Source organism: Cellvibrio sp. UBA7661 (assembly GCA_002483365.1).
Taxonomy (GTDB): domain Bacteria; phylum Pseudomonadota; class Gammaproteobacteria; order Pseudomonadales; family Cellvibrionaceae; genus Cellvibrio.
In genome coordinates, this window is the sequence record DLHT01000018.1 from 319,975 (window position 1) to 344,712 (window position 24,738).

General features: G+C 42.5%; 24 protein-coding genes. 7 read left to right on the plus strand and 17 right to left on the minus strand.

Translation table 11 applies throughout. From position 1 onward, the window contains the following. Positions 1–76: 76 nt before the first annotated feature. The gene (locus tag B2739_RS16585) at positions 77–703 is read right to left on the minus strand and encodes an L-threonylcarbamoyladenylate synthase (RefSeq protein ID WP_331346954.1); all 627 of its coding nucleotides are present in this window, start codon (positions 701–703) and stop codon (positions 77–79) included. Between the two features lie 70 nt (positions 704–773). Next, positions 774–1,610, minus strand: a complete 837-nt coding sequence (locus B2739_RS16590) for a PHP domain-containing protein (protein ID WP_331346955.1) — start codon at positions 1,608–1,610, stop codon at positions 774–776. Positions 1,611–1,676: 66 nt separating this feature from the next. Here B2739_RS16590 and B2739_RS16595 point away from each other — a divergent pair, with 66 nt between their 5' ends. Genes B2739_RS16595 through rlmB form a run of 6 tightly spaced genes read left to right on the plus strand, consistent with a single transcriptional unit; the run spans position 1,677 to position 5,708 of the window. Then, entirely contained in the window at positions 1,677–2,414 is a 738-nt protein-coding gene (locus tag B2739_RS16595; protein ID WP_414633240.1) for a VC0807 family protein, read from the plus strand. Positions 2,415–2,460: 46 nt separating this feature from the next. Then, the gene (locus B2739_RS16600) at positions 2,461–2,760 is read left to right on the plus strand and encodes a YciI family protein (RefSeq protein ID WP_331346957.1); all 300 of its coding nucleotides are present in this window, start codon (positions 2,461–2,463) and stop codon (positions 2,758–2,760) included. Between the two features lie 53 nt (positions 2,761–2,813). Beyond that, on the plus strand, positions 2,814–3,473 hold the full coding sequence (locus B2739_RS16605; RefSeq protein WP_331346958.1) for a TIGR04211 family SH3 domain-containing protein: 660 nt from the start codon (positions 2,814–2,816) through the stop codon (positions 3,471–3,473). Positions 3,474–3,488: 15 nt separating this feature from the next. After that, positions 3,489–4,136 (plus strand): peptidylprolyl isomerase, encoded by a 648-nt coding sequence (locus B2739_RS16610; protein WP_331346959.1) that lies wholly within the window; start codon positions 3,489–3,491, stop codon positions 4,134–4,136. Further along, the gene (locus tag B2739_RS16615; RefSeq protein WP_331346960.1) at positions 4,133–4,903 is read left to right on the plus strand and encodes a pyridoxine 5'-phosphate synthase; all 771 of its coding nucleotides are present in this window, start codon (positions 4,133–4,135) and stop codon (positions 4,901–4,903) included. The genes B2739_RS16610 and B2739_RS16615 overlap by 4 nt, the downstream gene beginning before the upstream one ends. Before the next feature lie 28 nt (positions 4,904–4,931). Next, positions 4,932–5,708, plus strand: a complete 777-nt coding sequence (rlmB, locus tag B2739_RS16620) for a 23S rRNA (guanosine(2251)-2'-O)-methyltransferase RlmB (protein WP_331346961.1) — start codon at positions 4,932–4,934, stop codon at positions 5,706–5,708. Between the two features lie 74 nt (positions 5,709–5,782). Here rlmB and B2739_RS16625 read toward each other — a convergent pair whose 3' ends face one another. Beyond that, positions 5,783–7,069 (minus strand): ammonium transporter, encoded by a 1,287-nt coding sequence (locus tag B2739_RS16625; RefSeq protein ID WP_331347113.1) that lies wholly within the window; start codon positions 7,067–7,069, stop codon positions 5,783–5,785. Between the two features lie 395 nt (positions 7,070–7,464). Between B2739_RS16625 and B2739_RS16630 the strand changes: the two genes are divergently transcribed. Then, positions 7,465–8,469: a glycosyltransferase family 4 protein gene (locus tag B2739_RS16630; protein ID WP_331346962.1), complete on the plus strand. Its 1,005-nt coding sequence runs from the start codon at positions 7,465–7,467 to the stop codon at positions 8,467–8,469. On the opposite strand, the gene B2739_RS16635 is transcribed toward B2739_RS16630, so the two are convergent. The 14 genes from B2739_RS16635 to pheA form a co-directional block, all read right to left on the minus strand. Beyond that, entirely contained in the window at positions 8,470–10,356 is a 1,887-nt protein-coding gene (locus B2739_RS16635; RefSeq protein WP_331346963.1) for a nucleoside-diphosphate sugar epimerase/dehydratase, read from the minus strand. Between the two features lie 118 nt (positions 10,357–10,474). Then, positions 10,475–10,768 (minus strand): integration host factor subunit beta, encoded by a 294-nt coding sequence (gene ihfB, locus B2739_RS16640; RefSeq protein ID WP_331346964.1) that lies wholly within the window; start codon positions 10,766–10,768, stop codon positions 10,475–10,477. A 159-nt stretch (positions 10,769–10,927) separates the two neighbouring features. After that, positions 10,928–12,607 (minus strand): 30S ribosomal protein S1, encoded by a 1,680-nt coding sequence (gene rpsA / locus B2739_RS16645; RefSeq protein WP_049632213.1) that lies wholly within the window; start codon positions 12,605–12,607, stop codon positions 10,928–10,930. Between the two features lie 298 nt (positions 12,608–12,905). Continuing rightward, positions 12,906–14,246 (minus strand): UDP-glucose/GDP-mannose dehydrogenase family protein, encoded by a 1,341-nt coding sequence (locus tag B2739_RS16650; RefSeq protein WP_331346965.1) that lies wholly within the window; start codon positions 14,244–14,246, stop codon positions 12,906–12,908. Between the two features lie 26 nt (positions 14,247–14,272). Further along, positions 14,273–15,685, minus strand: coding sequence for a mannose-1-phosphate guanylyltransferase/mannose-6-phosphate isomerase (locus B2739_RS16655; RefSeq protein WP_331346966.1), 1,413 nt, complete (start codon positions 15,683–15,685; stop codon positions 14,273–14,275). Between the two features lie 98 nt (positions 15,686–15,783). Then, the gene (galU, locus tag B2739_RS16660; protein ID WP_331346967.1) at positions 15,784–16,668 is read right to left on the minus strand and encodes a UTP--glucose-1-phosphate uridylyltransferase GalU; all 885 of its coding nucleotides are present in this window, start codon (positions 16,666–16,668) and stop codon (positions 15,784–15,786) included. Positions 16,669–16,692: 24 nt separating this feature from the next. Continuing rightward, positions 16,693–18,045, minus strand: coding sequence for a phosphomannomutase CpsG (locus B2739_RS16665; protein WP_331346968.1), 1,353 nt, complete (start codon positions 18,043–18,045; stop codon positions 16,693–16,695). 126 nt (positions 18,046–18,171) lie between these two features. Beyond that, the gene (cmk, locus tag B2739_RS16670; RefSeq protein ID WP_331346969.1) at positions 18,172–18,843 is read right to left on the minus strand and encodes a (d)CMP kinase; all 672 of its coding nucleotides are present in this window, start codon (positions 18,841–18,843) and stop codon (positions 18,172–18,174) included. A gap of 33 nt (positions 18,844–18,876) precedes the next feature. Continuing rightward, on the minus strand, positions 18,877–19,578 hold the full coding sequence (pyrF, locus tag B2739_RS16675) for an orotidine-5'-phosphate decarboxylase (protein ID WP_331346970.1): 702 nt from the start codon (positions 19,576–19,578) through the stop codon (positions 18,877–18,879). Positions 19,579–19,690: 112 nt separating this feature from the next. Then, positions 19,691–20,008, minus strand: a complete 318-nt coding sequence (locus tag B2739_RS16680) for a ComEA family DNA-binding protein (RefSeq protein WP_331346971.1) — start codon at positions 20,006–20,008, stop codon at positions 19,691–19,693. 175 nt (positions 20,009–20,183) lie between these two features. Next, a complete protein-coding gene (cysN, locus tag B2739_RS16685; RefSeq protein ID WP_331346972.1) occupies positions 20,184–21,605 on the minus strand; it encodes a sulfate adenylyltransferase subunit CysN in 1,422 nt (473 codons plus the stop codon). Positions 21,606–21,651: 46 nt separating this feature from the next. Further along, on the minus strand, positions 21,652–22,560 hold the full coding sequence (cysD, locus tag B2739_RS16690; protein ID WP_331346973.1) for a sulfate adenylyltransferase subunit CysD: 909 nt from the start codon (positions 22,558–22,560) through the stop codon (positions 21,652–21,654). Between the two features lie 138 nt (positions 22,561–22,698). Then, a complete protein-coding gene (locus B2739_RS16695; protein WP_331346974.1) occupies positions 22,699–23,613 on the minus strand; it encodes a prephenate dehydrogenase/arogenate dehydrogenase family protein in 915 nt (304 codons plus the stop codon). Positions 23,614–23,619: 6 nt separating this feature from the next. Further along, the gene (gene pheA, locus B2739_RS16700) at positions 23,620–24,729 is read right to left on the minus strand and encodes a prephenate dehydratase (protein ID WP_331346975.1); all 1,110 of its coding nucleotides are present in this window, start codon (positions 24,727–24,729) and stop codon (positions 23,620–23,622) included. Positions 24,730–24,738: the final 9 nt, after the last annotated feature.

Genomic DNA, 24,738 nt, shown 5'->3' on the forward strand with positions numbered 1-24,738 from the left:
TAAAGGCGGCATTATAGCCATTTAAGATGGCTGCGGACAGCACAGGTTTATTGTGCTAACACCACTTATAAATCAATTAGTTATAATTAAAAGGTGAGAAATCGCCTTTGCCCTGGCGCAATAGCACTGGCGCCTCCCCAGTCAAATCAATCACTGTGGTCGGCTCCAAACCACAGTATCCACCATCGATCACTAACTCTACAAAGTGCTCCAATGTGTCGCGGATATCGTAGGGGTCCGTCATGGGTAATTCCTCCCCGGGCAACAATAAACTGCTAGTCATCAATGGCTCACCCAACTCCTCCAGCAACGCCAATGCAACCAGATTGTCTGGAACCCGCAATCCTATGGTTTTTCGTTTAGGGTGCATTAATCGACGAGGCACATCAGCAGTAGCCTCCAAGATAAAGGTATACGCGCCTGGCGTATGATTTTTCAATAGACGAAAAACCTGATTATCCACACGTGCGTAGGCAGCCAATTCGGAAAGGTCGCGGCACATTAATGTAAAATTATGATCCTTATCGAGTTTGCGTAAACTGCGGATACGCTCCAGAGCGTCTTTATCGCCTATATGACAACCAAGAGCATAAGCAGAGTCAGTGGGATAAACCACCAAGCCGCCTTTGCGAATAATATCCGCCGCTTGCACAATCAATCGCCGCTGTGGATTTTCGGGATGGATTTGAAAGAATTGAGCCATAATAACTCCCCCCTGATTGGTTACCTGTTAATCGGCGACCGCCATGAATATCTGAAATAATTGCTAACTATCAGGAAGTGTAACCCAATAATTCCCACACAGGTTTTACACCCGCAGGCAAGTTACCAAAACAACCCAGCTCCTGCCATTGCTGCCCGGGGAAATGAAAATCCGACCCACAAGAAACGTAGAGTGATCGACTATTAGCAATTTTAACCAAATCTTCTGTCACTCCAGCTTGCTGTAAACCACTAATTACTTCTATGGCATCACCACCAACTGTCACGAAAGAATCAATCATGGCGCACATTTTGGTTCGGGTTAATTCATATTTGGCAGGGTGAGCCAAAACAGCAACCCCGCCAGCCGCATGAATCCAATCAATTACTTGACCCATCAATGGCCACTGATATTTCACATCCGCTGGCTTACCTGCCCCCAGATATTTTTTAAATGCTGCACTCACATTTTTTACCGCACCAATATTGACAAGATGCTGCGCAAAATGTGGACGCCCCAGGACCGCTTTACCTGCAATTTCTTTTGCACCTTCCAGCGCACAAGGGAAGCCTACTTTGGATAAACGCTCTGCGATAGTCATTGCACGCGTCACACGAGCTAGCGCCTGAAATTCCACAGCTTCCGCAAGTGCCGTTGATTTAATATCAATCCCCAAACCGACAATATGCGCACCGCCCTTGCCCCACTGGCTGGAAAACTCGATGCCGGTAATTAAACCAATACCTGCGCTCAATGCGGCTTTTTGTGCAATCCCAATACCAGCTATGGTATCGTGATCCGTAATTGCCAACATAGATACCCCATGCCCTGCAGCACGCGCAACTACCTCTTCCGGGCTGAGCGCGCCATCGGAAAAATGGGTATGACAGTGCAGATCAAAAATCACACAATCTCCTAAAAGACATCACCTGGATTGGTTATGACGGACAACAACATCGAAAAGAATGCGAACATGTTAGCTGATAAACCGCAGACGGAACCCACAAATTCTCAACCCAAGCCCAAAAAAGAAAGTTTTTTGGCCAACTTGTTAATGAACATTGTGATTCCAACACTTATTTTGACCAAGCTTAGTGACGACGAATATCTCGGCGCAGTTTGGGGGTTAGTAATTGCTCTGGCTTTCCCTGTCAGTTATGGTCTTCGCGATTTCATTATTACCAAAAAAGTGAACGTCTTTTCAGCCTTGGGAGTTGTAAGCGTACTTCTGACAGGGGGATTAACTTTATTGCATCTCCCTCCCAAATATTTCGCTATAAAGGAGGCTGCAATTCCGGGCATTTTATGCCTTGTCACATTGATATCAATAAAAACACGGCACCCCTTGGTAAAAATATTTATTTATAACGATAAAGTTTTGAAAATTAATAAAGTCGATACCGCGCTACAAAAATTCGGAACAAAAAAGAATTTTGAGCGCACACTAAATAATGCATCATTTATGATTGCTGGCTCTTTTTTTCTTTCATCAGTATTGAATTATATTCTGGCGAAAATGATTCTTATCAGCCAACCGGGCACAGCAGAGTTCAATGCAGAGCTAGGAAAAATGACCGCACTTAGTTATCCGGTGATCGCACTTCCCATGCTGATCATTATGATGGGCACACTGTTTTACGTATTTCGAAGCATACGGTTGCTAACACACCTGACACTTGAAGACATTATCAATGACGGTAGCGATACCTGATTTCTTATCTTTTTTACTCATTTCATTTTCAAATTCAGGAATACACATGCTCTACGCAATTATTAGTGAAGATACTCCAAACAGCTTGGAAAAACGTAAAGTCGCAAGACCCGCACATCTTGCCCGCTTACAGCAATTGAACGATGAAGGAAAGCTGGTATTGGCCGGCCCCTATCCTAACATAGATAACAATGATCCGGGCGATGCAGGCTTCAGTGGAAGCCTGGTAGTGGCAGAGTTTGATTCATTAAAACAAGCTCAAGCATGGGCAGATAAAGACCCTTATGTTACGGCCGGAATCTATGCAAAAGTTACAGTAAAACCATTTAAAAAAGTCTTACCTTAATTTTATTTAAATTTACCTAAAATATATTTTCTTTAATAAGGACCACAACAACTGTGAAAAAAATATTTCTTTACGGTAGTGCTTTATCGTTATTTATGGCTCCTCAATTTTGTACGTCGGCTTTTGCTACGGACAAGTACGTTTCAGATGTCATTTACATTCCAGTCAGAAGTGACAAAACACCTCAAGCCAGCATTTTGCAACAAGGCTTGGCCAGTGGCACCAAACTAAATTTTATTCGAGAAGAAACAGGGAGCGATAACAATTTATGGTCCTTGGTTATTACGCCTGATGGCACCGAAGGCTGGGTTCGCAGCCAAAACATTACTGATAAACCAACAGCCGCAATGCAACTAGCCGCACTTTCCAGCGCCTCGCGCAACACCCTGGAGTTACAATCGGAAAATACGCAATTAAAAGAACAGATTGAAAAAATCCAACAAGAACATCAACAACTGTTAACCGATACCGAAGACATGCGTCAGGCTGCAAGTACAGCATTAAATTTGGAAGAAGAGCACCAACGAATAGTCAAAGAAAACCAACTACTGCAAACTCATGCTGACATACTGAAGGCTGAGAATGAAAAATTAAAGAACACAGATCGATTCAACCACTGGGTATATGGTGGCGGATTAGTATTTGGAGGCGTTTTTTTATCGTTTGTCCTGCAAGCATTAGGCCGCCGTAAACGCAAATCAGAATGGCGCTAAATGAAGATCTTAACTATGACCATGAAACAAACTATTAAATTGCTTACTGCTTTTTGCTTGGCGCTCATAGCGAGCGTCGCTACAGCACAAAATACATTGGTTGCCATTAAGACTGACTTGGGTGTTTTTGTGATTGAGCTCCAGCCAAAAGCAGCACCGGTCACTGTTAAAAATTTTTTAGAGTATGTCGATTCCAAATTTTACGACGGAACTATATTTCATCGCGTCGTACCTGGATTCGTTGTTCAGGGAGGCGGCATGACTTTTGATTTTTCCGAAAAGGAAACCCGTGAGCCAATTGCAAATGAATCCATCAATGGATTGAAGAATGACTATAAAAGCGTAGCTATGGCAAGACAACAGGATCCAGACAGCGCAACTGCCCAGTTCTATGTAAACTTAAACAACAATACCGGATTAAACGCTACCGACACCAAGCCTGGTTATACTGTATTTGGTAAAGTTGTGTGGGGCATGGAGGTCATCGAAAAAATTGCACAAGAACCTCGCGGGATGTTCAAAGCATTTCCGGAGGCGCCTAATTATGCAGTTCGAATTTTAAGTGCATCACGTATTAATAGTAGCGACTATAAAACCTTGATTGAAGCGCAGCAATCTCCCAAACAATCCAGCTTCAAAGATGCTGTGGTACCTATTCAATGAGTCATATTAATAAAACAGCTCTCAGTGTCAATTTAAACAAAATTGCATTGATCCGAAATTCTCGTCCGGGAAACTACCCTAATGTAGTTACTCATGGCGAGGTGTGTATTCAAGCGGGGGCGGATGGGCTTACAGTTCATCCACGACCAGACCAACGTCATATTCGTCCACGTGACGTATATGAGCTAAGCGATCTGGTTAAATCTTTTCCTGGAATTGAATTTAATATCGAAGGGAACCCATATGCAGAATCTGTAGCTGATTTTCCTGGATTCCTTAAACTGGTTCATGATGTTCGCCCCCATCAATGTACGTTGGTGCCAGATTCAAATGAGCAACTAACCTCAGACCACGGATTTAATCTTCATGTTGCGGGAAAAAAACTGCAACCTCTCATCCATGAGCTGCATGATATTGGTGTACGAGTCAGTTTATTCATGGATCCAGATCCTGAGCAAATCAGCCTTGCAAAAGAGTTGGGCGCAGATCGCATAGAGCTTTACACTGGCCCTTATGCAGAGGCCTATAAAAATAATGATGATAGTTTTAATGCGCTATTCCAAACTTATATGACAGCCGCTCTTCATGCCCAGGAAATTGGTATAGGCCTGAATGCAGGCCATGATTTAAATTTAGAAAATCTAGCCCATTTTCGTAAAGTCCCTCAGTTGCTCGAGGTTTCCATTGGGCACGCCCTTACTGTAGATGCCATTGCCATGGGACTACCAAAAGCAGTGCGCACTTACAAAACCATCTGCCTTGCCTAACCCTCCTTATTTTCTTCAAGTATTCACCATGAATAAAACCCGCGAAGACAGCTCAGAGTATTTAGAAAAAAAACGATTTTTCGATTCCTTGATGACCATCTATGGAAGAAAAACAATTCTTGAAGCATTACAGGATAGCTCTACTGCCGTATATCGATTACATTTAGCCAAGAGCAATAAAGCAGCATCTATTCTTGATGAAATAATAATGCTCGCAAAAAACAAAGGTGCAGAAATTATTTTTCACGATCGCCAAGCTTTGTCGCGCATTTCCAAGAATGCCAGTCAAGATCAGGGCGTGGCCGCAGATTTACAATTACGCGGGTACAGACTTTACGATGAATTCTTAAGGAGTAATCACTCGCAAAAAAACTACACCTTGCTTGCACTTGATGGAGTGCAAAACCCCCAAAATCTCGGAATGATTATCCGTTCAGCTTGCGCTGGAAACATAGATGGAATTTTATTGCCACAAAAAGGCAATGCGCAAATTGATCCTCTCGTTATAAAGGCAAGTGCTGGCACTGTATTTCGCGCACCACTCTTGCGCTGCAAGGATTTGGAACACGCACTATTAGATTTTAAAAAGCATGGCGCGCTTATTTGTGCCCTCTCCTCACATGCAAAGAAAGAGCTAAAGCAGTTCTCTCCAAATGCTCCATGTATCTATGTGCTTGGGAATGAATCAGAAGGTGTCTCTTCAGAAATATTTAACTTATGCAATGAAAAAATTTGCATCCCCATGAATAATGGCGTTGAATCCTTAAATGTCGCAGTAACCGCCGCGTTAATTGCATTTAAATAATATGTAACACCACTCAGACTCCCATAAAAAAAGAGGAGCTATGCTCCTCTTTTTTTATGGGATCAGTTTTTCGCTTACAGCTTATAACCATCCTCTTCGTGCAAACTAAGATCAAGACCTATAGTTTCTTCCTCTTTAGTTACACGCAATCCAGATGTAAGTACACCAGTTAATTTGAGCAAAATGTATGTCACCACTGCAGTATAAACAAAAGTTACCGCTACCCCCAGAAACTGCACACCAAGCTGTTCGCCCATTGAGTTTATACCAGTTGCAAAACCTTGTCCGCTGAATACACCAAGCTCTGTTGATGCAAACACACCAGCAAGGATAGTCCCCAAAACCCCTCCTATTCCGTGCACAGGAAACACATCCAACGAGTCATCAATTTTCCATGCACGTTTAACCAACTGGGTCATCACAAAACAAATAATGCCGGCGGCCAAACCAATTATTAACGCACCACCCGGACCAACATAACCAGAAGCGGGAGTAATTGTCCCTAAGCCTGCAACCATACCCGTAACAATACCCAAAACGCTTGGCTTCCTAAAACGCATCCATTCAATAGTCATCCACGCCAAAGCTCCAGCAGCAGCAGAAATATGTGTCACAAGCATAGCCATAGCTGCATTACCGTTAGCAGCCAACGCGCTACCCGCATTGAATCCAAACCAACCCACCCAGAGCATACCGGCACCAGTTACCGTCATAGTCATATTATGTGGTGGCATTGCTGTTGTCGGGAACCCACTACGTTTGCCAAGCACAATCGCTGCAACCAACGCAGCCACACCCGCCGTAATATGCACCACAGTACCACCAGCAAAATCGAGCAAGCCTTTTGCAAACAACCAGCCAGATCCAGCCCAGACCCAATGACACACAGGGATATAAACAGCAAACAACCAGAGCGCCGAAAAAATCAGCATGGATGAAAATTTCATGCGTTCCGCAAAAGCCCCAATAATCAATGCGGGGGTAATAATGGCAAACGTCATTTGATACATAGCGTGCAGACTTAAAGGAATATCCCCTGCAAGAGCGTCTTCAGAGATACTTGCCATAAAGACCATACTGAAGTCACCGATCCATGCATTACCTGCGCCAAAGGCCAAACTATATCCAGCGATGAGCCAAAGCAACGAAACCAAACAAGCAATTGCGAAGCACTGCATCAACACAGAAAGAATATTCTTTACACGAACCAAACCACCATAAAAAAGCGCCAAACCTGGCAGAGTCATGAATAATACAAGAGCCGTAGAAGTTAATATCCAAGCGGTATTAGCACCATTAAGTGAGGCTTCTTGGGCAAAAACACTCTGGGCCGAGATCGACAGTATTGCGCCGAATAACATTTGAGTGGGAAAATTCATCGTCTTCATAGGTACCCCATGATGATTCTTAGATTAGATAGCGGTTAGTTCTATTTATCTTCTTGCCTCATTGTGAATCAACAGTTGTTGATTAGCTGACCAAACATAAATATCGCGGCATCAAAGCAGATCACTTTTGGTGCAAAAAAAGGCAGGCAGCAATAAAAACATAAAAGGCGCGCAGAGACAGCAAGTATCACGCCATAAAATATTTTTCTATGTATTTCATGCGGATATCGAAAACCTAAAAATATCGACCAAACCACAACGCACCAATAAATAGCGAAATGTTCATATGTGGCACTAAAAAGCAGCAATAACTGAATGCAATTGCCGATACTATTAACTTTATACCCGATATTTGATGGAGCCCCCACTTGACCGAATGGCTAATTCTTTTTCTTTTTCCTTTTTGCTTATCTTTGGTGCTCTCCCGCACAGTTATTCATTTTTTGGGCGGGCGCTTATTAGATGCGCCCAATATGCGTAGCTCGCATGAGATTCCTACGCCTAGAGGCGGCGGCATAGCCATACTAGTCAGTACACTCATAACAGCTGTGAGCGCCGTTGCTTTAGGATATTTAGATGAACGCATTTTTCTTTGGCTAATCATCCCAATCAGCTTAATTTCACTCCTTGGTATTTGTGATGACTTTTTTAATCTGAGCGTTAGGTTACGCTTGATTGCGCAATTGCTGACAGCTACGTTCGCAGTGTTTTTTCTTATCACAGAAGATTCATGGAAATATTCTGTGATTCAAGAATGCACATTGGTTGTAGTGATGATTTTATTCGCCACCTGGATGACGAACTTGTACAACTTTATGGATGGAATTAATGGTTTGGCAGCGCTGGAAGCAATAAGTGTATGCGCTGGTATGATTGTGATTTATTCAATGCACAGTGCAGATGAGAACATCACATATACACTATTAATTATAATTGCATGCACATGTGGTTTTTTATTTTGGAATTTCCCAACTGCAAAATTATTTATGGGAGACTCTGGAAGTTTATTTTTAGGTTTAACTTTTGGCCTTCTTTCTATCGCACCCGCAAATGAAAACTATAACTTAACTATTGCATGGTTGATTATGCTTGGAGCCTTTATTGTGGATGCTAGTTACACCTTATTTTATCGCATTCTCACAAAACAAGCCTTTTCAGAGGCACACAGATCACATACATATCAAAAGTGCTCACGTATTTATAAATCACACACACGCATTACGTTAATTGTTGTCTCAATAAACATGTTATGGTTATTTCCATTAGCCGCAGCAACCAGTGTAAATTTTGTTCATCCAATGATAGGTATTTTGGTTGCATACACACCACTGATTTTTATCGCAAAAAAATATAATGCAGGCCGCCCTGACTGATTACACCGCGCTCAAAGATTTTATAGGACATGGCTCCAATGAATCGACTAAATAACCAACTGGCACCTTAAGCAATAAAGACTTTATCCAAATAATGTCGTTTTTTTCACAAGCAGCCGACAGCTCAGCTAAAAAAGACTCCATTTCTCGCCATGAAATATACTGCTCCATTGCACGGAAAACTCTGCTGTGCTCTGTAGGTGAAACATTATCTCCTATGAGCAGTTCTTCAAATAATTTCTCTCCTGGCCGTAAGCCTGTATAACTAATGTTAATATCTCCATTACGATTATTTTCATCGCGAACACTTAAGCCAGAAAGATGAATCATCCGCCGGGCAAGATCGACTATTTTGACAGGCTCTCCCATATCCAGAACAAAAACATCTCCGCCCTTCCCCATTGTTCCCGCCTGAATCACCAGCTGAGCCGCTTCTCGGATAGTCATAAAATAGCGAATGATATCTGGATGAGTAACCGTGACAGGACCTCCATCCTTAATCTGTTGACGAAAAACGGGAACTACAGAACCGGACGAGCCGAGCACATTACCAAACCTAACCATGACAAAGCGCGTGCTCATTTGCTTTTCGGCCAGACTTTGTAAAATCAACTCAGCTAAGCGCTTTGATGCACCCATGATATTTGTGGGGCGAACCGCCTTATCTGTGGATATAAGTACCAACAATTCCACACCAGTTTTTATCGCCGCCTCTGCACAATACAATGTGCCGAAAACATTATTCTTCATTCCCTCGACACAATTATTTTCAACAAGTGGGACATGTTTATAAGCAGCGGCGTGGTATACCGTTTGGACAACATGACTATTCATTAAAGAAGCTAATAGACAGGCATTTTGCACCGAACCAAGAACAGCCAAAAGCTCGACCTGATCAATATTTTTTGCAGCAAGCTCACGCTCAATGCTGTACAGGCTAAATTCGTTATGATCAAAAAGAATCAGTTTTTTCGGCTTTAGCTCAATAAGTTGGCGACAAAGCTCTCCCCCTATTGAGCCGCCAGCCCCAGTCACTAACACAACCTTATCAAAGACCGAACCATCCATTAAATGAGACATTGGCTGCACACTATCACGCCCAAGTAGATCATCAATATCTATGTCGCGAAGGTTTTCGATGCGAGCCTTTCCGGAAACAATATCGGAAAACTCAGGTATTGTTTGAACATTGATATGGTATCGTTCAAGTTTTTTTATGATATCAAGCCTTAAGCTATGTGAAGCTCGCCCCAGAGCCAACAACAACTTATTGGCTCCAGTAGATGACATTAATTTCGGAATAGATTTTGGTGAGTAAATTTTAATGTTTGCTAGCAAAGTACCATGCAGAAATTTATTGTCATCAACAAATGCTACAACACGATAACCTGTATCCTGCAATGCCTGCAGCAATTGATGGCCAGTTCTTCCAGCACCGTAAACAATGACAGGAATAGCTTCTTTTGAAGGCAAGGCACCTAGCATCAAAATAATCTGTCTGACCAACAATCTTGGCCCACCAATCAAAAAAATCATCAAAGCAATATAAATAAAAGGGACAGACCGAGGAATTTTTGAATACGTCATAAAACCCGATATTGCCAATACCGCACCAGACAAAAACACACAAATAACAATAGTGATAATTGCTGGCTGGGTCATGTATCTGAGAATTGCCCGATACATTCCCAAGCGAATAAAAATAAACAAACTTGCGAATATAGTAATAGCTAACGCAGCCAGTTCTTTGCGAGTAACAACAATATCAAATGTCCCTAAGCGCAGACATATAGATAGATAGATACCAATTGTTATCGCTAAAGCATCATACGCAAGAGAGATCATTCGTTTTGCAGGGCGCGAAGCTTCAAATAGTCTTCTAAACATAAACAGTAACTCGGAGAAGCACACAAAACGAAAAATGTATGGGAGGGGCTGGGCTGAGAACTGAGGGGAATATTTTTGTTTCTGTTATTTATCTATTCTTGAATAAATAAATATTAAATTAAAGCTTCGCAATACTTTCATTAACACGATCACGCATTTCTTTACCTGGCTTGAAGTGAGGAACGTACTTTCCTTCAAGTACAACAGCGTCACCTGTTTTTGGATTTCTACCTGTTCGTGGAGCACGATAGTGCAAGGAGAAGCTCCCAAAACCACGAATCTCAATCCGCTCTCCAGAAGCAAGAATATCAGACATATAATCGAGCAATAACTTGACTGACATTTCGACATCCTTGACCGTCAACTGATTTTGTTTTTCGGTAATATATTCAATCAATTCTGACTTTGTCATAACCTGCTCTCTGTTATTTAAAATATTTAAAAACGTTCAAGCAAAACCAAGCAAACAACTATTACAAACGCTCATGCAAAGGACTAGAAACACACCATTTATTATAATCAGTGGGGGCTGTGGCTGATTATCTCCAGCCACAGCACCTGCAAAATAAACTTATTCTTTACTTTGCATTTGAGCCTTAATCAAATCACCCAATGTTGTAGGCGACGCCTGATCAGACTGTTTTGCCGAAAGCTCTTTAATTGCAGCCTTCTCATCTTCTACGTCTTTAGACTTAACAGACAGGCTAATACTACGATTTTTGCGATCTACCGCAATAATTTTCGCTTCAACCTCGTCCCCCACTTTTAGTAAGTTGCGAGCATCTTCAACCTTCTCACGACTCAGCTCCGAAGCTTTAAGTACTGCTTCAACGTCATCAGCCAATGTGATTACTGCTGCTTTAGCCTCAACTTCTTTAACAATACCTTTAACTACGGCTCCCTTATCATTCACAGAAACATATTCCGAGAATGGATCAGTTTCGAGCTGCTTAATGCCCAGAGAAATGCGTTCACGCTCTGGATCAATAGCCAACACCACAGTTTCCAGCTCATCACCTTTCTTGTACTTTCGAACAGCTTCTTCACCAGCTTCGTGCCAGGAGATGTCAGAAAGGTGAACCAGACCATCAATGCCACCATCAAGGCCAATGAAGATACCAAAGTCAGTGATTGATTTGATCTTGCCACTAATCTTGTCGCCTTTCGCGCAAGTACGTGCAAACGCATCCCATGGATTTTCCTGACATTGCTTCAGGCCGAGGGAGATACGACGACGCTCTTCGTCGATATCCAGAACCATAACTTCGATTTCATCGCCCAACTGAACCACTTTGGATGGATGAATGTTCTTGTTGGTCCAATCCATTTCTGAAACGTGAATCAAACCTTCAACACCCTCTTCCAACTCAGCAAAGCAACCGTAATCGGTCAGGTTGGTAACTTTAGCTTTAACACGAGCACCTTCTGGGTAACGCTTGGTGATAGCTAACCATGGGTCTTCGCCCAATTGTTTCAAGCCCAAAGATACACGGTTACGCTCACGATCAAACTTCAGAACTTTAACGTCAATTTCATCACCAACGTTTACGATCTCACCTGGATGCTTTATACGCTTCCACGCCATATCAGTAATGTGCAACAGACCATCTACACCGCCCAGATCAACGAAAGCACCGTAGTCGGTAAGGTTTTTAACGATACCTTTAACAGCTTGACCTTCTTGCAAAGTGGCCAACAGCTCATCGCGCTCAACAGAGTTAGCTTGTTCTAGCACTGCACGACGGGAAACAACGACGTTGTTACGCTTTTGGTCCAGCTTGATAACTTTGAATTCCAGCTCTTTGCCTTCGAGGTGAGTAGTTTCGCGCACTGGGCGAACATCAACCAGAGAGCCCGGAAGGAAGGCACGGATGCCAGCAACGTCAACGGTGAACCCGCCCTTAACCTTGCCATTGATAACGCCCTTAATAACTTCTTCAGCAACATGAGCTGCTTCAAGGATTTTCCAAGCTTCAGCACGCTTGGCTTTCTCGCGGGACAGCTTGGTCTCACCGAAACCATCTTCCACGCTTTCCAAGGCTACTTGGACTTCGTCGCCGATCTGGAGATTCAACTCACCCAGTTCGTTACGGAATTGTTCTGCAGGGATAACACCTTCAGATTTCAAACCAGCGTGTACAGTCACCCAATCTTTATCGATATCGATAACTACACCAGTAACGATGGTACCTGGAACCATATCAACGGTTTTCAGGCTTTCTTCAAACAACTCAGCAAAACTTTCAGTCATACTCATGGTGATACCTATAAAAGAGCCAAATCATCGAAATGATCGGCTTATACCGCACGGCCAGTCGTACGGGTCAGTTAATATAAGGCGAGGTTCCCTCAGGCTGGGCTTTACAACCATCGCCGCTGCTAACAAATCAAGGCAGTGAATCCAAGCACCAAGAATCAGCAGGCGCAGGAGGGTAGCAGAATGCTCTTTATTTTTCAATAGCTTAGGAAATATGCAAATATAATATAAATAACGCTGGTCACAGCACAGAAACAGAGCATGCACCAACATTGTTGGTGCCCTTTTGAAATCAATAACCCACAACACTCATGCCGCGCCCTACGGCATAGTACTGGAAACCTAAATTAGTCATGCGATCAGGTTCATACAAATTTCGGCCATCAAAAATAACCGGATTACGCAGCGCAGATCTAACAACATCGAAATTAGGTGCTCGAAAGTTTTTCCATTCAGTACAGATAACCAAGCCATCAGCCCTTTCCAAAGCAGCCTCTTTAGTGCCAACAAGTTTCAGATCATCCCTTAGGCCATAGATATGCTGAGTTTCATCCATCGCAACAGGATCATAAGCCTGAACTTTTGCGCCGGCCGCCCACAAGGCCTCCATTAAGATCCTGCTAGGTGCCTCACGCATGTCATCCGTGTTAGGTTTAAATGCCAATCCCCACAGGGCAAAAACCTTCCCTTTCAAATCGCCACCAAAGTGCCGCTCGATATAACTATATAGTTTTTGCTTCTGTGCCTGATTTACACGATCCACAGCCTCCATCAGTCCCGCTGTATATTCAACATTCTTCGCAATATTGATCAATGCTTTTACATCCTTGGGGAAGCACGAACCTCCGTAACCACAGCCAGGGTAAATAAAGTGATAACCAATACGCGGATCAGCACCTATACCATTTCTGACTTTTTCAATATCAGCCCCCAGCAATTCAGCTAAATTCGCCATCTCATTAATAAAGCTGATCTTGGTAGCAAGCATAGCGTTCGCTGCGTACTTGGTTAATTCGGCTGAACGAACGTCCATAAAAATCATTCGGTCATGACTACGATTAAAGGGCGCATAGAGTTCGCGCAGAAGTAACTCAGCTCTCTCACTATCAGTACCCACCACAATTCGGTCGGGCTTCATAAAATCATTAACAGCTGCACCTTCTTTTAAAAACTCAGGGTTGGAAACCACATCAAACGGGATATTCAACCCACGAATTTTGAGTTCTTTGTCAATAGCATCACGTACTATTTCAGCGGTTCCAATTGGCACAGTTGATTTATTAACGACCACACGATAATCGGTTATTCTTTTGCCAATTGTTTCTGCAACTGCAACTACATACTGAAGATCAGCAGAACCATCCTCGCCCGAAGGCGTACCAACAGCGATAAATTGAAGCTCTCCATGTTGTACTGCCATGTCCATATTGGTTGTGAAATTCAGCAAGCCGTGTTGCACAGCCTGCTTAACGATAGACTCTAAACCAGGCTCATAAATTGGAATTATACCGGCATTAAGGTTATCCACTTTTTTTTGGTCAATATCCACGCATAAAACATCGTGACCAACATCAGCAAGACAAGCACCAGTTACCAAACCAACATAGCCAGTTCCAAATACAGTAACTTTCATTAGAAACTCCCTAGTTTTTTAAATATTTAAGAGCGCCCATAACTGTCTTCAAAGCGAATAACATCATCCTCCAGAAGATACGGCCCTGATTGAACCTCGATAATTTCTAATGGTATTTTCCCCGGGTTAGTTAACCGATGCCTTGTACCAACAGGGATATAAGTAGACTCATTTTCTGAAAGCAAAATCGTTTCATCACCCTTTTGAACCAAAGCAGTTCCTTTTACCACAATCCAGTGTTCCGCGCGATGATGATGGATCTGCAATGACAAGCTACCTCCGGGCTTCACACGAATTCTATTCACTTGATATCGATCACCAGAATCAATGGCATCATAACAACCCCAAGGCCGATAAATTTCTCGGTGCTGTAAATGCTCAGAGCGATTTTGTTTTTCTATCTGAGTGATGATAGATTTAACTTGTTGGGCTTGTGATTTATCAGCGACCAATACAGCATCGGGTGTATTAATAATCATCAAATTATTAACACCTAATGTGGCCACTAGTTTATCTTGAGAAAATACAAGGGTATTTGTCGAACCTATATCTATACTATCGCCGATTAAACTATTACCTGCTTCATCTTTATCTGAAAGATCCCAAAAAGACTTCCAATCACCTACATCACTCCAGCCGGCATCCAGAGGAACACAAACTACATTTTTACTTTTTTCCATCAAGGCATAATCAATGGAAATATTTGGTGCATGCGCAAACGATTCTTTATCAACACGAATAAAATCCAAATCTTGAACAGCCCAAACTTTAGCTTGTTCAGCAGCAACTACTACATCAGGGCTTTGAGTTTGCAACTCTTGCAAAAACACATTTGTTTGAAATACAAACATACCGCTGTTCCAATAATAACAGCCCTCAGAAAGGTATGTTTCTGCTGTTGCCAAGTCCGGCTTTTCAACAAATTTAGACACAGGAAAAAAGTCGGTTGCGTTTGATGCGCTATCTGTTTTTATATACCCATAACCTGTCTCAGGCCTGGTTGGCATCACACCAAAGGTGGCAAGATGTCCGATATTTGCAGCCTTTATCGCTTTTGATAATGCAGCTTGAAAAACATCAACATCTTTAATCATATGGTCGGCGGACAACACCAATAAAATGGGATTATCGTCAATTGTCCGCGCATGAATTGCAGCAAGAGCAAGTGCTGGAGCTGTATTGCGAGCAATAGGCTCCAGAATAATAGATGACTTTTTTTGCCCAATTTCATGCAATTGTTCGGCAACCATAAATCTATGCTCTTCATTACATACGACAATTGGAGGAGCTAGATTCGGAACACCATGAAGACGCAATAGCGTCTGCTGCAACATTGTCTTATCACCAAACAGTTTTAATAATTGCTTGGGATAATGTTTGCGGGACAAAGGCCAAAGACGAGTCCCAGAACCACCAGCCAATATTACGGGAATAATCAATTAATACTCCTTATGAAAGTGTCAATTCCGAAACCAGTGAATCAGACGAGCACATAAAACTTTTCTACGTTTAACACAGAAGATCGGAATTTATTGGATTAGCGCGCATCCATAAATGCTTTGAAAGCTTTGCCTATCTCAGGATGCCGCTCACCATAAATAACATTCGCCATCAAATATCCAAGTTTTGTTCCGCAATCATGACTACGACCAACCAGTTGATATGCCTCAACAACTTCTTGAGCCAATAATGCATCAAGCGCATCCGTTAACTGTATCTCCCCCCCCGCACCCGGCATAGTTTTAGCCAACAACTCCCACACCGTTTTTGATAAAACATAACGACCAACAATAGCCATATTCGATGGAGCCTCGTCTACAGGCGGCTTTTCCACCATTGCATTAATTTTGGCTGTTTTTCCAGCCGGAATTTCTGCGCCAGCGCAATCCACAACACCATATTTATCAACTTGTTCAGGTGGAACACGCTCAACTAAAATTTGACTATTCCCGGTTTCCTCGAAGCGCCTTGTCATTCCTGCAAGATTCTCCTGTCGTAGATTGCATTCTGCGTTGTCTACAATCACATCAGGAAGCAATACGGCAAATGGCTCATCTCCAACAACAGATTTCGCACAAAGAATTGCATGCCCTAACCCTTTTGCCTCCGCTTGACGCACAGAAATAACAGTCAACCCTGGCGGGGTGATAGAACGGACTTCCGCAAGCAATGAGCGCTTTAATCGGGACTCGAGTTGCGCCTCTAATTCAAAACTTGTATCAAAATGATTTTCTATTGCGTTTTTACTAGCATGTGTCACCAAAACAATTTCTTTAATCCCCGCAGCTGCAGCCTCTTCAATTACATACTGAATTAAAGGCTTATCAACAACAGGTAGCATTTCTTTAGGAATAGCTTTAGTTGCAGGAAGCATACGAGTTCCAAGCCCTGCAACTGGAATAACCGCTTTTTTAACTTGCATAATCACACCTTTAAAGTTTTTATTTTAGCTATTGAGCAATGTCATAATCTCTGTTGTTTTTTTGTTCAACAAATCTGGATTGCTACGGCTCTCCAAATTTAAACGAACAACAGGCTCGGTGTTGGACATTCGTAAATTAAATCGCCATTCATCAAACTCAAGACTAATACCGTCGGTTTTATCAATTACTTTTGCATCATTTACATACTGATCGAAAACTTTACCAATTGCTGCTTTTGGATCAACAACATGACTATTAATCTCTCCCGGAGATGGAAATTTAGCAATTCTGTCCTCAAGCATACGTGACAATTTCTCTTGCTTCCTGGAAAGTAATTCACATACTAATAACCAAGGAATCATTCCGCTATCACAGTAGAAAAAGTCTCTAAAATAATGATGTGCACTCATCTCGCCGCCATAGACCGCATCCTCTTCCCGCATACGCTCCTTAATAAAGGCATGCCCAGTTTTGGACTGAATCGCATGGCCACCATTTTTTTGTGCGATATCCAAAGTATTCCAGGTCAACCTGGGATCATGAATAATTTTAGCCCCCGGGTTTTTTAATAAGAATGCTTCAGCCAAGAGACCTACAATATAATACCCTTCCGTAAAAGCACCGGTTTCATCAAATAAAAAGCAACGATCAAAGTCACCATCCCAAGCAATACCCATGTCTGCTTTGTGAACAATAACTGCCTCTGTTGTAGCCGCACGATTTTCAACCAACAACGGATTAGGAATACCATTCGGAAACGAACCATCAGGCTCATGATTGATTTTAATAAACTCAAATGGCAGGTATTTTTCTATCGCATCAATCACATGACCTGCAGCACCATTGCCAGCATTAACAACTAACTTCAAAGGCTTTAACTGGGATACATCAACATAAGAAAGTAAGTGTTGCACGTACGCGTCTAAAATATTGACCTCATGAATGCTGCCGCGAGAGGAGAAAGCTACAGGAGAAAAAATATTTTCCTCTGCCAAACGCTTAATATCATTTAAACCTGTATCACCACTAATAGGTTTAGAGTTTGCACGCACCAACTTCATTCCATTGTAATCAATAGGGTTATGACTTGCCGTTATTTCTATGCCTCCATCAGTTTTTAGATGGCTAGTAGCGAAATAAACTTCCTCCGTCCCCGTCATGCCAATATCAATGACATCAACTCCTTCATCCCGCAAACCATTGCTTAACGCAACCTTTAACGTCTTACTCGTCAAACGCACATCCCCACCAACAACTACACTTTTCGGTCGTAGAAATTGCGCATAAGCACGTCCAATTCTGTAAGCAATATCTTCATTAAGCTCGTCCCCCAATTTTCCACGAATATCGTAGGCTTTAAAGCAAGTCAGAGTCATACTGTAATCTCATCTTGAGTGGATAGTAACGTTTAGCCCGATGTTCTCGTGTTTACTATATTGTTATGTGCAACGCTAATGAACCTAGCTGATTTTCCTTACGATTTTTTGACAACCCAATAACGCCTACTTGATCGCGGCCAACATATTAGAGAAAACCTCTTCGATACTCATGAAAGTGCTATCAATAATTACCGCCGAATCAGCAGGCCTTAGCGGAGAAATGGCCCGACTTGAATCACGCTGATCGCGCTCCCGAATATCTTCGATTAACTCCGCAATATCAACCAATACTCCTTTGGCCAATAACTGCTTACAACGACGCTCGGCACGAGCTTCCGCACTTGCAGTCAAGAATAATTTTGTCTGAGCTTTTGGGAAAACTGTAGTTCCCATATCGCGCCCATCCGCTACAAGACCTGGCGCAGCAGCGAATGCCCGCTGACGATCAAGCAAGGCAGCCCTCACATCAGGGTAAGCTGCTATTTGTGATGCCCCCATGCTAACTGTCTCGGTGCGTATTGCATCAGTGACATCACTTCCCTCAAGCAAAATTCGCGCCGACCTATCGGTATTCGCATCAAATTTTACATCCAATCCTTTTGCAACCTGAGTTACAGCCAATTCATCCGACAAGTCTATGTTTTTTTTAATTGCTGCTAGTGCAACAAGACGGTACAACGCACCACTATCCAGCAGATGATACCCAAGATGGCGAGCAAGCATCTGACTTAAGGTTCCCTTACCTGAACCGCTCGGACCATCAATAGTAATAACAACAGGCGCAACATTTTTCATAGCTGTAACCATGATCCTTAATAGATTCAAGCATCAAACAATGGATTGGTGAATAAACTGACAAGTAGCGACTGGATCCAGGGACTGAGTGATAGGACGCCCAATGACAAGATAACTACTGCCCGCACTGATTGCAGCTGCAGGAGTTAATGTACGACGCTGATCATCTGTGATGGCAGAATCTAATCGAATACCTGGCGTCACCAGACAAAAATCACTCCCGAACTCAGCTCGCATTAGGCTCGCTTCCTGCGCAGAACATACGATCCCATCAAGGCCGCACGAATGAGTCAATTTGGCTAGCCGCATCACATGTTCCCTGGGGCTTTGATTGATACCTATAGCTGACAAATCTGAAGCCTCCATGCTTGTTAATACTGTCACGGCAATTAACAGGGGGCGCTTACCCGCCGACTGTTCAAGAATATCTCGAGCCGCAAGCATCATACGTTCACCGCCAGAAGCATGAACATTAACCATCCATACCCCCAGGTTAGCTGCCGCCTTCACAGCCTTGCTGGTCGTATTTGGGATATCATGAAACTTCAAATCAAGAAAAATTTCGAACCCCAACTCCATCAATTGCTCAACGATTTGGGGGCCACATGCAGTAAAGAGTTCTTTACCAACCTTTAAACGGCAATATTGAGGAGATAAACGCTTCGCCATCAAAAGACATTGCTCTGCACTATCAAAGTCCATAGCAACAATAATACGAGGACCGAATGTGGACATTTATTAACCTCACAAAAAAAGAGAGCCTAGGTCATAAAACCCAGGCTCTCATTAAAACAAATATTCTCGTAAAATTCATTCGCTGATGCCACCTAAAGGCACCAACACCTAGCTAAATACGAATATTCTCTTTGTTTGCTGCCAGCGTCGCCTCACCAATTCCTTTAACTTCCAGCAATTGTTCTACTGTTTTGAAATCGCCATTAGCCTTGCGCCAAGCCACAATCGCTTCTGCCTTCTTCTCCCCGATTCCCTTAAGCTTGGTTAACTCTTGAACATCTGCAGTATTAATATTCACCACTGAATCAGGGATTACCAACTCTGCTTTACTAGACTGCCCTGTTACTGCAGTAGACTCGGCAGCAAAAGCAAGCAAAGAAGAACCAAAAGACAAAACAACAACAGAAAACAATGCAAAAATGTACTTCATTTATAACTCCTTAAAGATGTTGAATAAACACGCAAGTATCCGTGCGTGCCAGAGCATCTTAAAAGGAGAGCACCCACATCAAACAGGAGAGAATTACCATATTTCATGTGCGATATTACTTACAAAAAAATGTGCCAAAATAAAAAGCCCCGATATTTCCGGGGCTTTTTATTACTTACTTCAATAGCATTTTAAGATCTACCGTATTCCAATGAGGGAAATGCTTTCTTATGAGTGCATTTAGCTCTATTTCAAATTCACTATAACTATTAGACAGATTTGGGGCTTTAATATCCAATTGTTCAAGAACCATCCCCGCACCAACTGTAATATTGGTTAATCTATCGATCACAATGAAAGCACCAGTAGCACGATTATGATCGTATTGGTCAGCAACAACCGGCTGAGTAAGTAATAAATCAACAACCGCGATATCATTTAGTTGCAATTGATTGACAGCAGAATGCACTTGGGTATTTACATCAATCCGATAATCAATATTATCAATTGAACCGCCCACTAATTTACTGGCAAATTTAAAAAGATATTCACCACTAACTTGCGCAGCCTTTTCTCCCATCCAGACAACATGGGCTTTTAAATGGTTGGATTGCGGTACAGCATCACTAGCAAGCACAAGCATATCGCCTCGACTGACATCTACCTCAGTAGTCAATGTCAATGTTATCGCCTGCCCCGTAAATGCCTCTTGCAACTCACCCTCATATGTCACTATTGATTTTATATGACTGGTTTTTCCTGATGGAAGTACTCGAATTTCATCACCAACTTTAACAACACCCGATGCAACATTCCCACAAAAACCGCGAAAATCAAGATTGGGACGATTAACGTACTGCACAGGAAAACGGAAATCAGAAAAATTTTTATCCTCAGCAATTGGTACGGTCTCAAAGATTTCCATCAATGTTTGACCTTTATACCAAGGTGATCGCTCTGAACGATTTACAACGTTATCGCCATCTAAGGCCGAAATCGGCACAAACATAACATTACTCATCTTCAGCTTATCTGAGAATTGAAGATAATCCTGTTTGATTTTTTCAAAAACGGCTTCATCAAAATCAAGTAAATCCATTTTGTTTACTGCAACAACAATGTGCTTGATACCAAGCAAAGAAGCTATATAACTATGACGGCGAGTTTGGGTAACAACACCATAGCGAGCGTCAATCAAAATAATTGCAAGATCGCAGGTTGAAGCTCCTGTTGCCATGTTACGCGTGTACTGCTCATGCCCGGGAGTATCTGCAATAATAAATTTACGTTTTGCTGTGGAAAAATAACGATATGCGACATCAATAGTAATACCTTGTTCACGTTCCGCTTGAAGACCATCAACCAGAAGTGCCAGATCTATTTTTTCTCCAGTAGTGCCATGCTTAATGCTATCTGAGCGTATAGCATCCAACTGGTCTTCGTAAATCATTTTAGAGTCATGCAACAAGCGACCAATCAGTGTACTTTTTCCATCATCAACACTGCCGCATGTTAAAAAACGCAACAATTCTTTTTGTTCATGTTGAGCAAGATACGCATCAATATCCTGCGCAATCAATTCAGACTGATGACTCATAGGGTTCTCTTCACAATCAGTAAAATTTAATTAAGCGTATAGAAAATTAGAAATAGCCTTCTTGCTTTTTCTTTTCCATTGAACCGGAACTGTCGTGGTCAATTACCCGGCCTTGGCGCTCAGATGTAGTAGTCAACAACATTTCCTGAATAATTTCGGGAAGCGTGGTTGCTTCAGACTCAACAGCCCCCGTCAGCGGATAACAACCCAATGTACGGAAACGAACCATTTTTTCTTCGACTTTATCGTCAGGCCCAATAGGCATGCGATCATCATCAACCATAATCATCACCCCATCGCGTTCTACTACAGGACGCTTGGCGGCAAAATATAAAGGAACAATGGGGATATTTTCCAAATGAATGTATTGCCAAATATCCAATTCAGTCCAGTTGGATAAAGGGAAAACGCGAATACTTTCCCCTTTATCTACACGACCGTTGTATATATTCCACAATTCGGGTCGTTGATTTTTTGGATCCCATCGATGGTTTTTATCACGAAAGGAATAGACACGCTCCTTCGCACGAGACTTTTCCTCGTCACGACGAGCACCACCAAAAGCTGCATCAAATCCGTATTTATTTAACGCTTGCTTAAGTGCTTGGGTTTTCATGATATCAGTATGCTTGGCGCTACCATGCGTAAAGGGACCAACGCCCATCTCCACTCCCTCTTGGTTGACATGAACAATCAAATCCCAACCAAGCTCCTTTACACGTTGATCACGAAACTCAATCATTTCGCGGAATTTCCATGTTGTGTCAACATGCATAAGCGGAAACGGCGGCTTACCAGGGTAGAAAGCTTTCATAGTGAGATGCATCATGACAGCTGAGTCTTTACCAATAGAATATAGCATCACAGGATTATCAAATTCAGCCGCTACTTCACGGATGATATGAATGCTCTCAGCTTCAAGTTGTTTGAGATGAGTCAATGTGTAGTTTGACATGCAGTAATTACCAGATTAAGTACGGTCAACAGCCATACATATGTTGAAAAAACGACAGCGATTATATCTAGCTAATACACTGAGGTTAATAACCAAAAATTTCTAAGGTTATTCCTTTAAGTTTGGCCTCTTTGTAAATCAATCCTCCCTCGGAGCAGCATGGCGAATTGCCAACAAACGAGTAAACTCATCTCGCGCTTCTTTTGCCCGACTAAAAACTGTTAGCAGCGCTTCACTATCTTCATTTTCGATGCTGCTACGTAACCGCGTCAGATTATTAATGAACAGATCCATTGACTGCAGGATGGCGACTTTATTTGCACGCATAATGTCATGCCACATGACCGGATCGCTCGATGCGATTCGTGTAAAGTCACGAAAACCACCAGCAGCATAACGAAAAATATTAGGGTTTTTGATATCTTGGGCGAGCGTATCAACCAACGAATAAGCAATTACATGCGGGAGATGCGACGTAGCGCCAAGTACTTCATCATGCTCCTCAACTGACATTGAAAGCACTTCAGCACCAACAGCTTGCCACATGGACTCAACAAGATTGAAGTGATACTGGGCGGTGGAGTTTAGAGGTGTCAATATAACGCGATGACGTTCGTAGAGATTAGGGTTAGCTGCAGTTACACCACTTTTTTCTGATCCAGCGATAGGATGGCCTAACACAAACTGTTCTGGCACAAAACCAAACACTCTTTGTGCGGCCGCACGCACACTTCCTTTCACGCTAGCACCATCAGTAATGGTTACATCACTGGAAATATGCAATTTAATTTCTTCCAGCACAGAAACTACTGAGAGCGTAGGCACCGCAATAAAAACAACATCTCCCGCAGTCAGTTCATCCGCAATTTCTGCTAGCGATGTATAAGCTCTATCAACCACACCATGAGTAATTGCCTCTGCGCAAGTTTCAGCTTTACGTGCAATACCTATAACTTCAGCACAGGCGCCGCGAGCTTTTAAAGCCGTTGCAAGACTACCGCCAATTAAGCCAATTCCAACAACAACAAATTTATTAATCAATGGTTGTGTCATAGTGAATCACAACACCGCTCTTGGATAAGAGCCTAGCAATTTAAGATCTGCGCAACGCGTGGCCACTTCTTTCATGACATCACTGATTAAAGGCTCGTCGACATGGCCGACAAAATCAATAAAAAACACGTAATTCCAAACACCTGTACGCGAAGGCCTTGTCTCTACCCGCGTTAAATCAATATTGTGACGATGGAATGGTTCCAACAGATTATGTAATGCGCCTGGCTCATTGCGTGTTGCAACCACAATAGATGTCTTATCCACACCACTTGGGGGCACAGCCTGCTTGCCTATAATAAGAAAACGTGTTGAATTGTCAGGTTGGTCTTCAATTTTTTCGGCAATTATTTTCAAACTGTATAAATCTGCCGCCATTGAACCAGCAATTGCTGCTGCATTCCATTCTCCCTTGAGACGCTTGGCAGCTTCCGCATTACTACTGACGGCAATACGCTCTGCTTTTGGATAATGCGCATCCAACCACTTACGGCATTGCGCCAAAGATTGTGAGTGCGAATAAATACGTGAAATACTACTGATATTAGTAACATCAGAAACCATTAAATTATGATGAATACGTAGCTCAACCTCACCACAAATTTTCAGGTTCGATCCCATAAAATTATCGAGCGTATGATTCACCACACCTTCAGTCGAGTTCTCTACAGGAACAACGCCATAATTTACTGCGCCAGCTTCAACCTCACGAAACACCTCATCAATTGCGGCAAATGGCATCACCAATGCTGAGTGTCCAAAGTGCTTTAACGATGCTTGCTGGGTAAAAGTCCCCTCAGGGCCAAGATAAGCAACCTTTATAGGGTTTTCCAATGCCAGGCATGCGGACATAATTTCACGAAACAGACGAGCGATTTCTTCGTTACTCAATGGCCCCCTATTGCGCTCCATGGCTTTACGCAATACCTGAGCTTCTCGTTCGGGACGATAAAACAACACTTTTGCATCTTCTGGCAAGCTTGCTTTTTTAACCTCGGCAACTTGTTGCGCACATTCAGCGCGCGCAGATATCAAACGACCGATCTCTTCATCTATCGCATCAATTTTATTGCGCAGTTCCAGTAACTTTGCAGATTCAGCTTGTTCGAATGACATGAATAATCG

What these genes read in the sequence shown, in the direction of transcription:
- pheA (WP_331346975.1), bottom strand. Translation starts at nt 24,729, where the DNA reads ATGTCATTCGAACAAGCTGAATCTGCAAAGTTACTGGAACTGCGCAAT.
- cysD (WP_331346973.1), bottom strand. Translation starts at nt 22,560, where the DNA reads ATGTCAAACTACACATTGACTCATCTCAAACAACTTGAAGCTGAGAGC.
- B2739_RS16650 (WP_331346965.1), bottom strand. Translation starts at nt 14,246, where the DNA reads ATGAAAGTTACTGTATTTGGAACTGGCTATGTTGGTTTGGTAACTGGT.
- B2739_RS16695 (WP_331346974.1), bottom strand. Translation starts at nt 23,613, where the DNA reads ATGACACAACCATTGATTAATAAATTTGTTGTTGTTGGAATTGGCTTA.
- rlmB (WP_331346961.1), top strand. Translation starts at nt 4,932, where the DNA reads ATGAATAAAACCCGCGAAGACAGCTCAGAGTATTTAGAAAAAAAACGA.
- pyrF (WP_331346970.1), bottom strand. Translation starts at nt 19,578, where the DNA reads ATGTCCACATTCGGTCCTCGTATTATTGTTGCTATGGACTTTGATAGT.
- B2739_RS16635 (WP_331346963.1), bottom strand. Translation starts at nt 10,356, where the DNA reads ATGTTTAGAAGACTATTTGAAGCTTCGCGCCCTGCAAAACGAATGATC.
- cysN (WP_331346972.1), bottom strand. Translation starts at nt 21,605, where the DNA reads ATGAGTCATCAGTCTGAATTGATTGCGCAGGATATTGATGCGTATCTT.
- B2739_RS16625 (WP_331347113.1), bottom strand. Translation starts at nt 7,069, where the DNA reads ATGTTATTCGGCGCAATACTGTCGATCTCGGCCCAGAGTGTTTTTGCC.
- B2739_RS16615 (WP_331346960.1), top strand. Translation starts at nt 4,133, where the DNA reads ATGAGTCATATTAATAAAACAGCTCTCAGTGTCAATTTAAACAAAATT.
- galU (WP_331346967.1), bottom strand. Translation starts at nt 16,668, where the DNA reads ATGCAAGTTAAAAAAGCGGTTATTCCAGTTGCAGGGCTTGGAACTCGT.
- ihfB (WP_331346964.1), bottom strand. Translation starts at nt 10,768, where the DNA reads ATGACAAAGTCAGAATTGATTGAATATATTACCGAAAAACAAAATCAG.
- B2739_RS16600 (WP_331346957.1), top strand. Translation starts at nt 2,461, where the DNA reads ATGCTCTACGCAATTATTAGTGAAGATACTCCAAACAGCTTGGAAAAA.
- B2739_RS16610 (WP_331346959.1), top strand. Translation starts at nt 3,489, where the DNA reads ATGACCATGAAACAAACTATTAAATTGCTTACTGCTTTTTGCTTGGCG.
- B2739_RS16585 (WP_331346954.1), bottom strand. Translation starts at nt 703, where the DNA reads ATGGCTCAATTCTTTCAAATCCATCCCGAAAATCCACAGCGGCGATTG.
- B2739_RS16665 (WP_331346968.1), bottom strand. Translation starts at nt 18,045, where the DNA reads ATGACTCTGACTTGCTTTAAAGCCTACGATATTCGTGGAAAATTGGGG.
- rpsA (WP_049632213.1), bottom strand. Translation starts at nt 12,607, where the DNA reads ATGACTGAAAGTTTTGCTGAGTTGTTTGAAGAAAGCCTGAAAACCGTT.
- B2739_RS16680 (WP_331346971.1), bottom strand. Translation starts at nt 20,008, where the DNA reads ATGAAGTACATTTTTGCATTGTTTTCTGTTGTTGTTTTGTCTTTTGGT.
- cmk (WP_331346969.1), bottom strand. Translation starts at nt 18,843, where the DNA reads ATGAAAAATGTTGCGCCTGTTGTTATTACTATTGATGGTCCGAGCGGT.
- B2739_RS16595 (WP_414633240.1), top strand. Translation starts at nt 1,677, where the DNA reads ATGTTAGCTGATAAACCGCAGACGGAACCCACAAATTCTCAACCCAAG.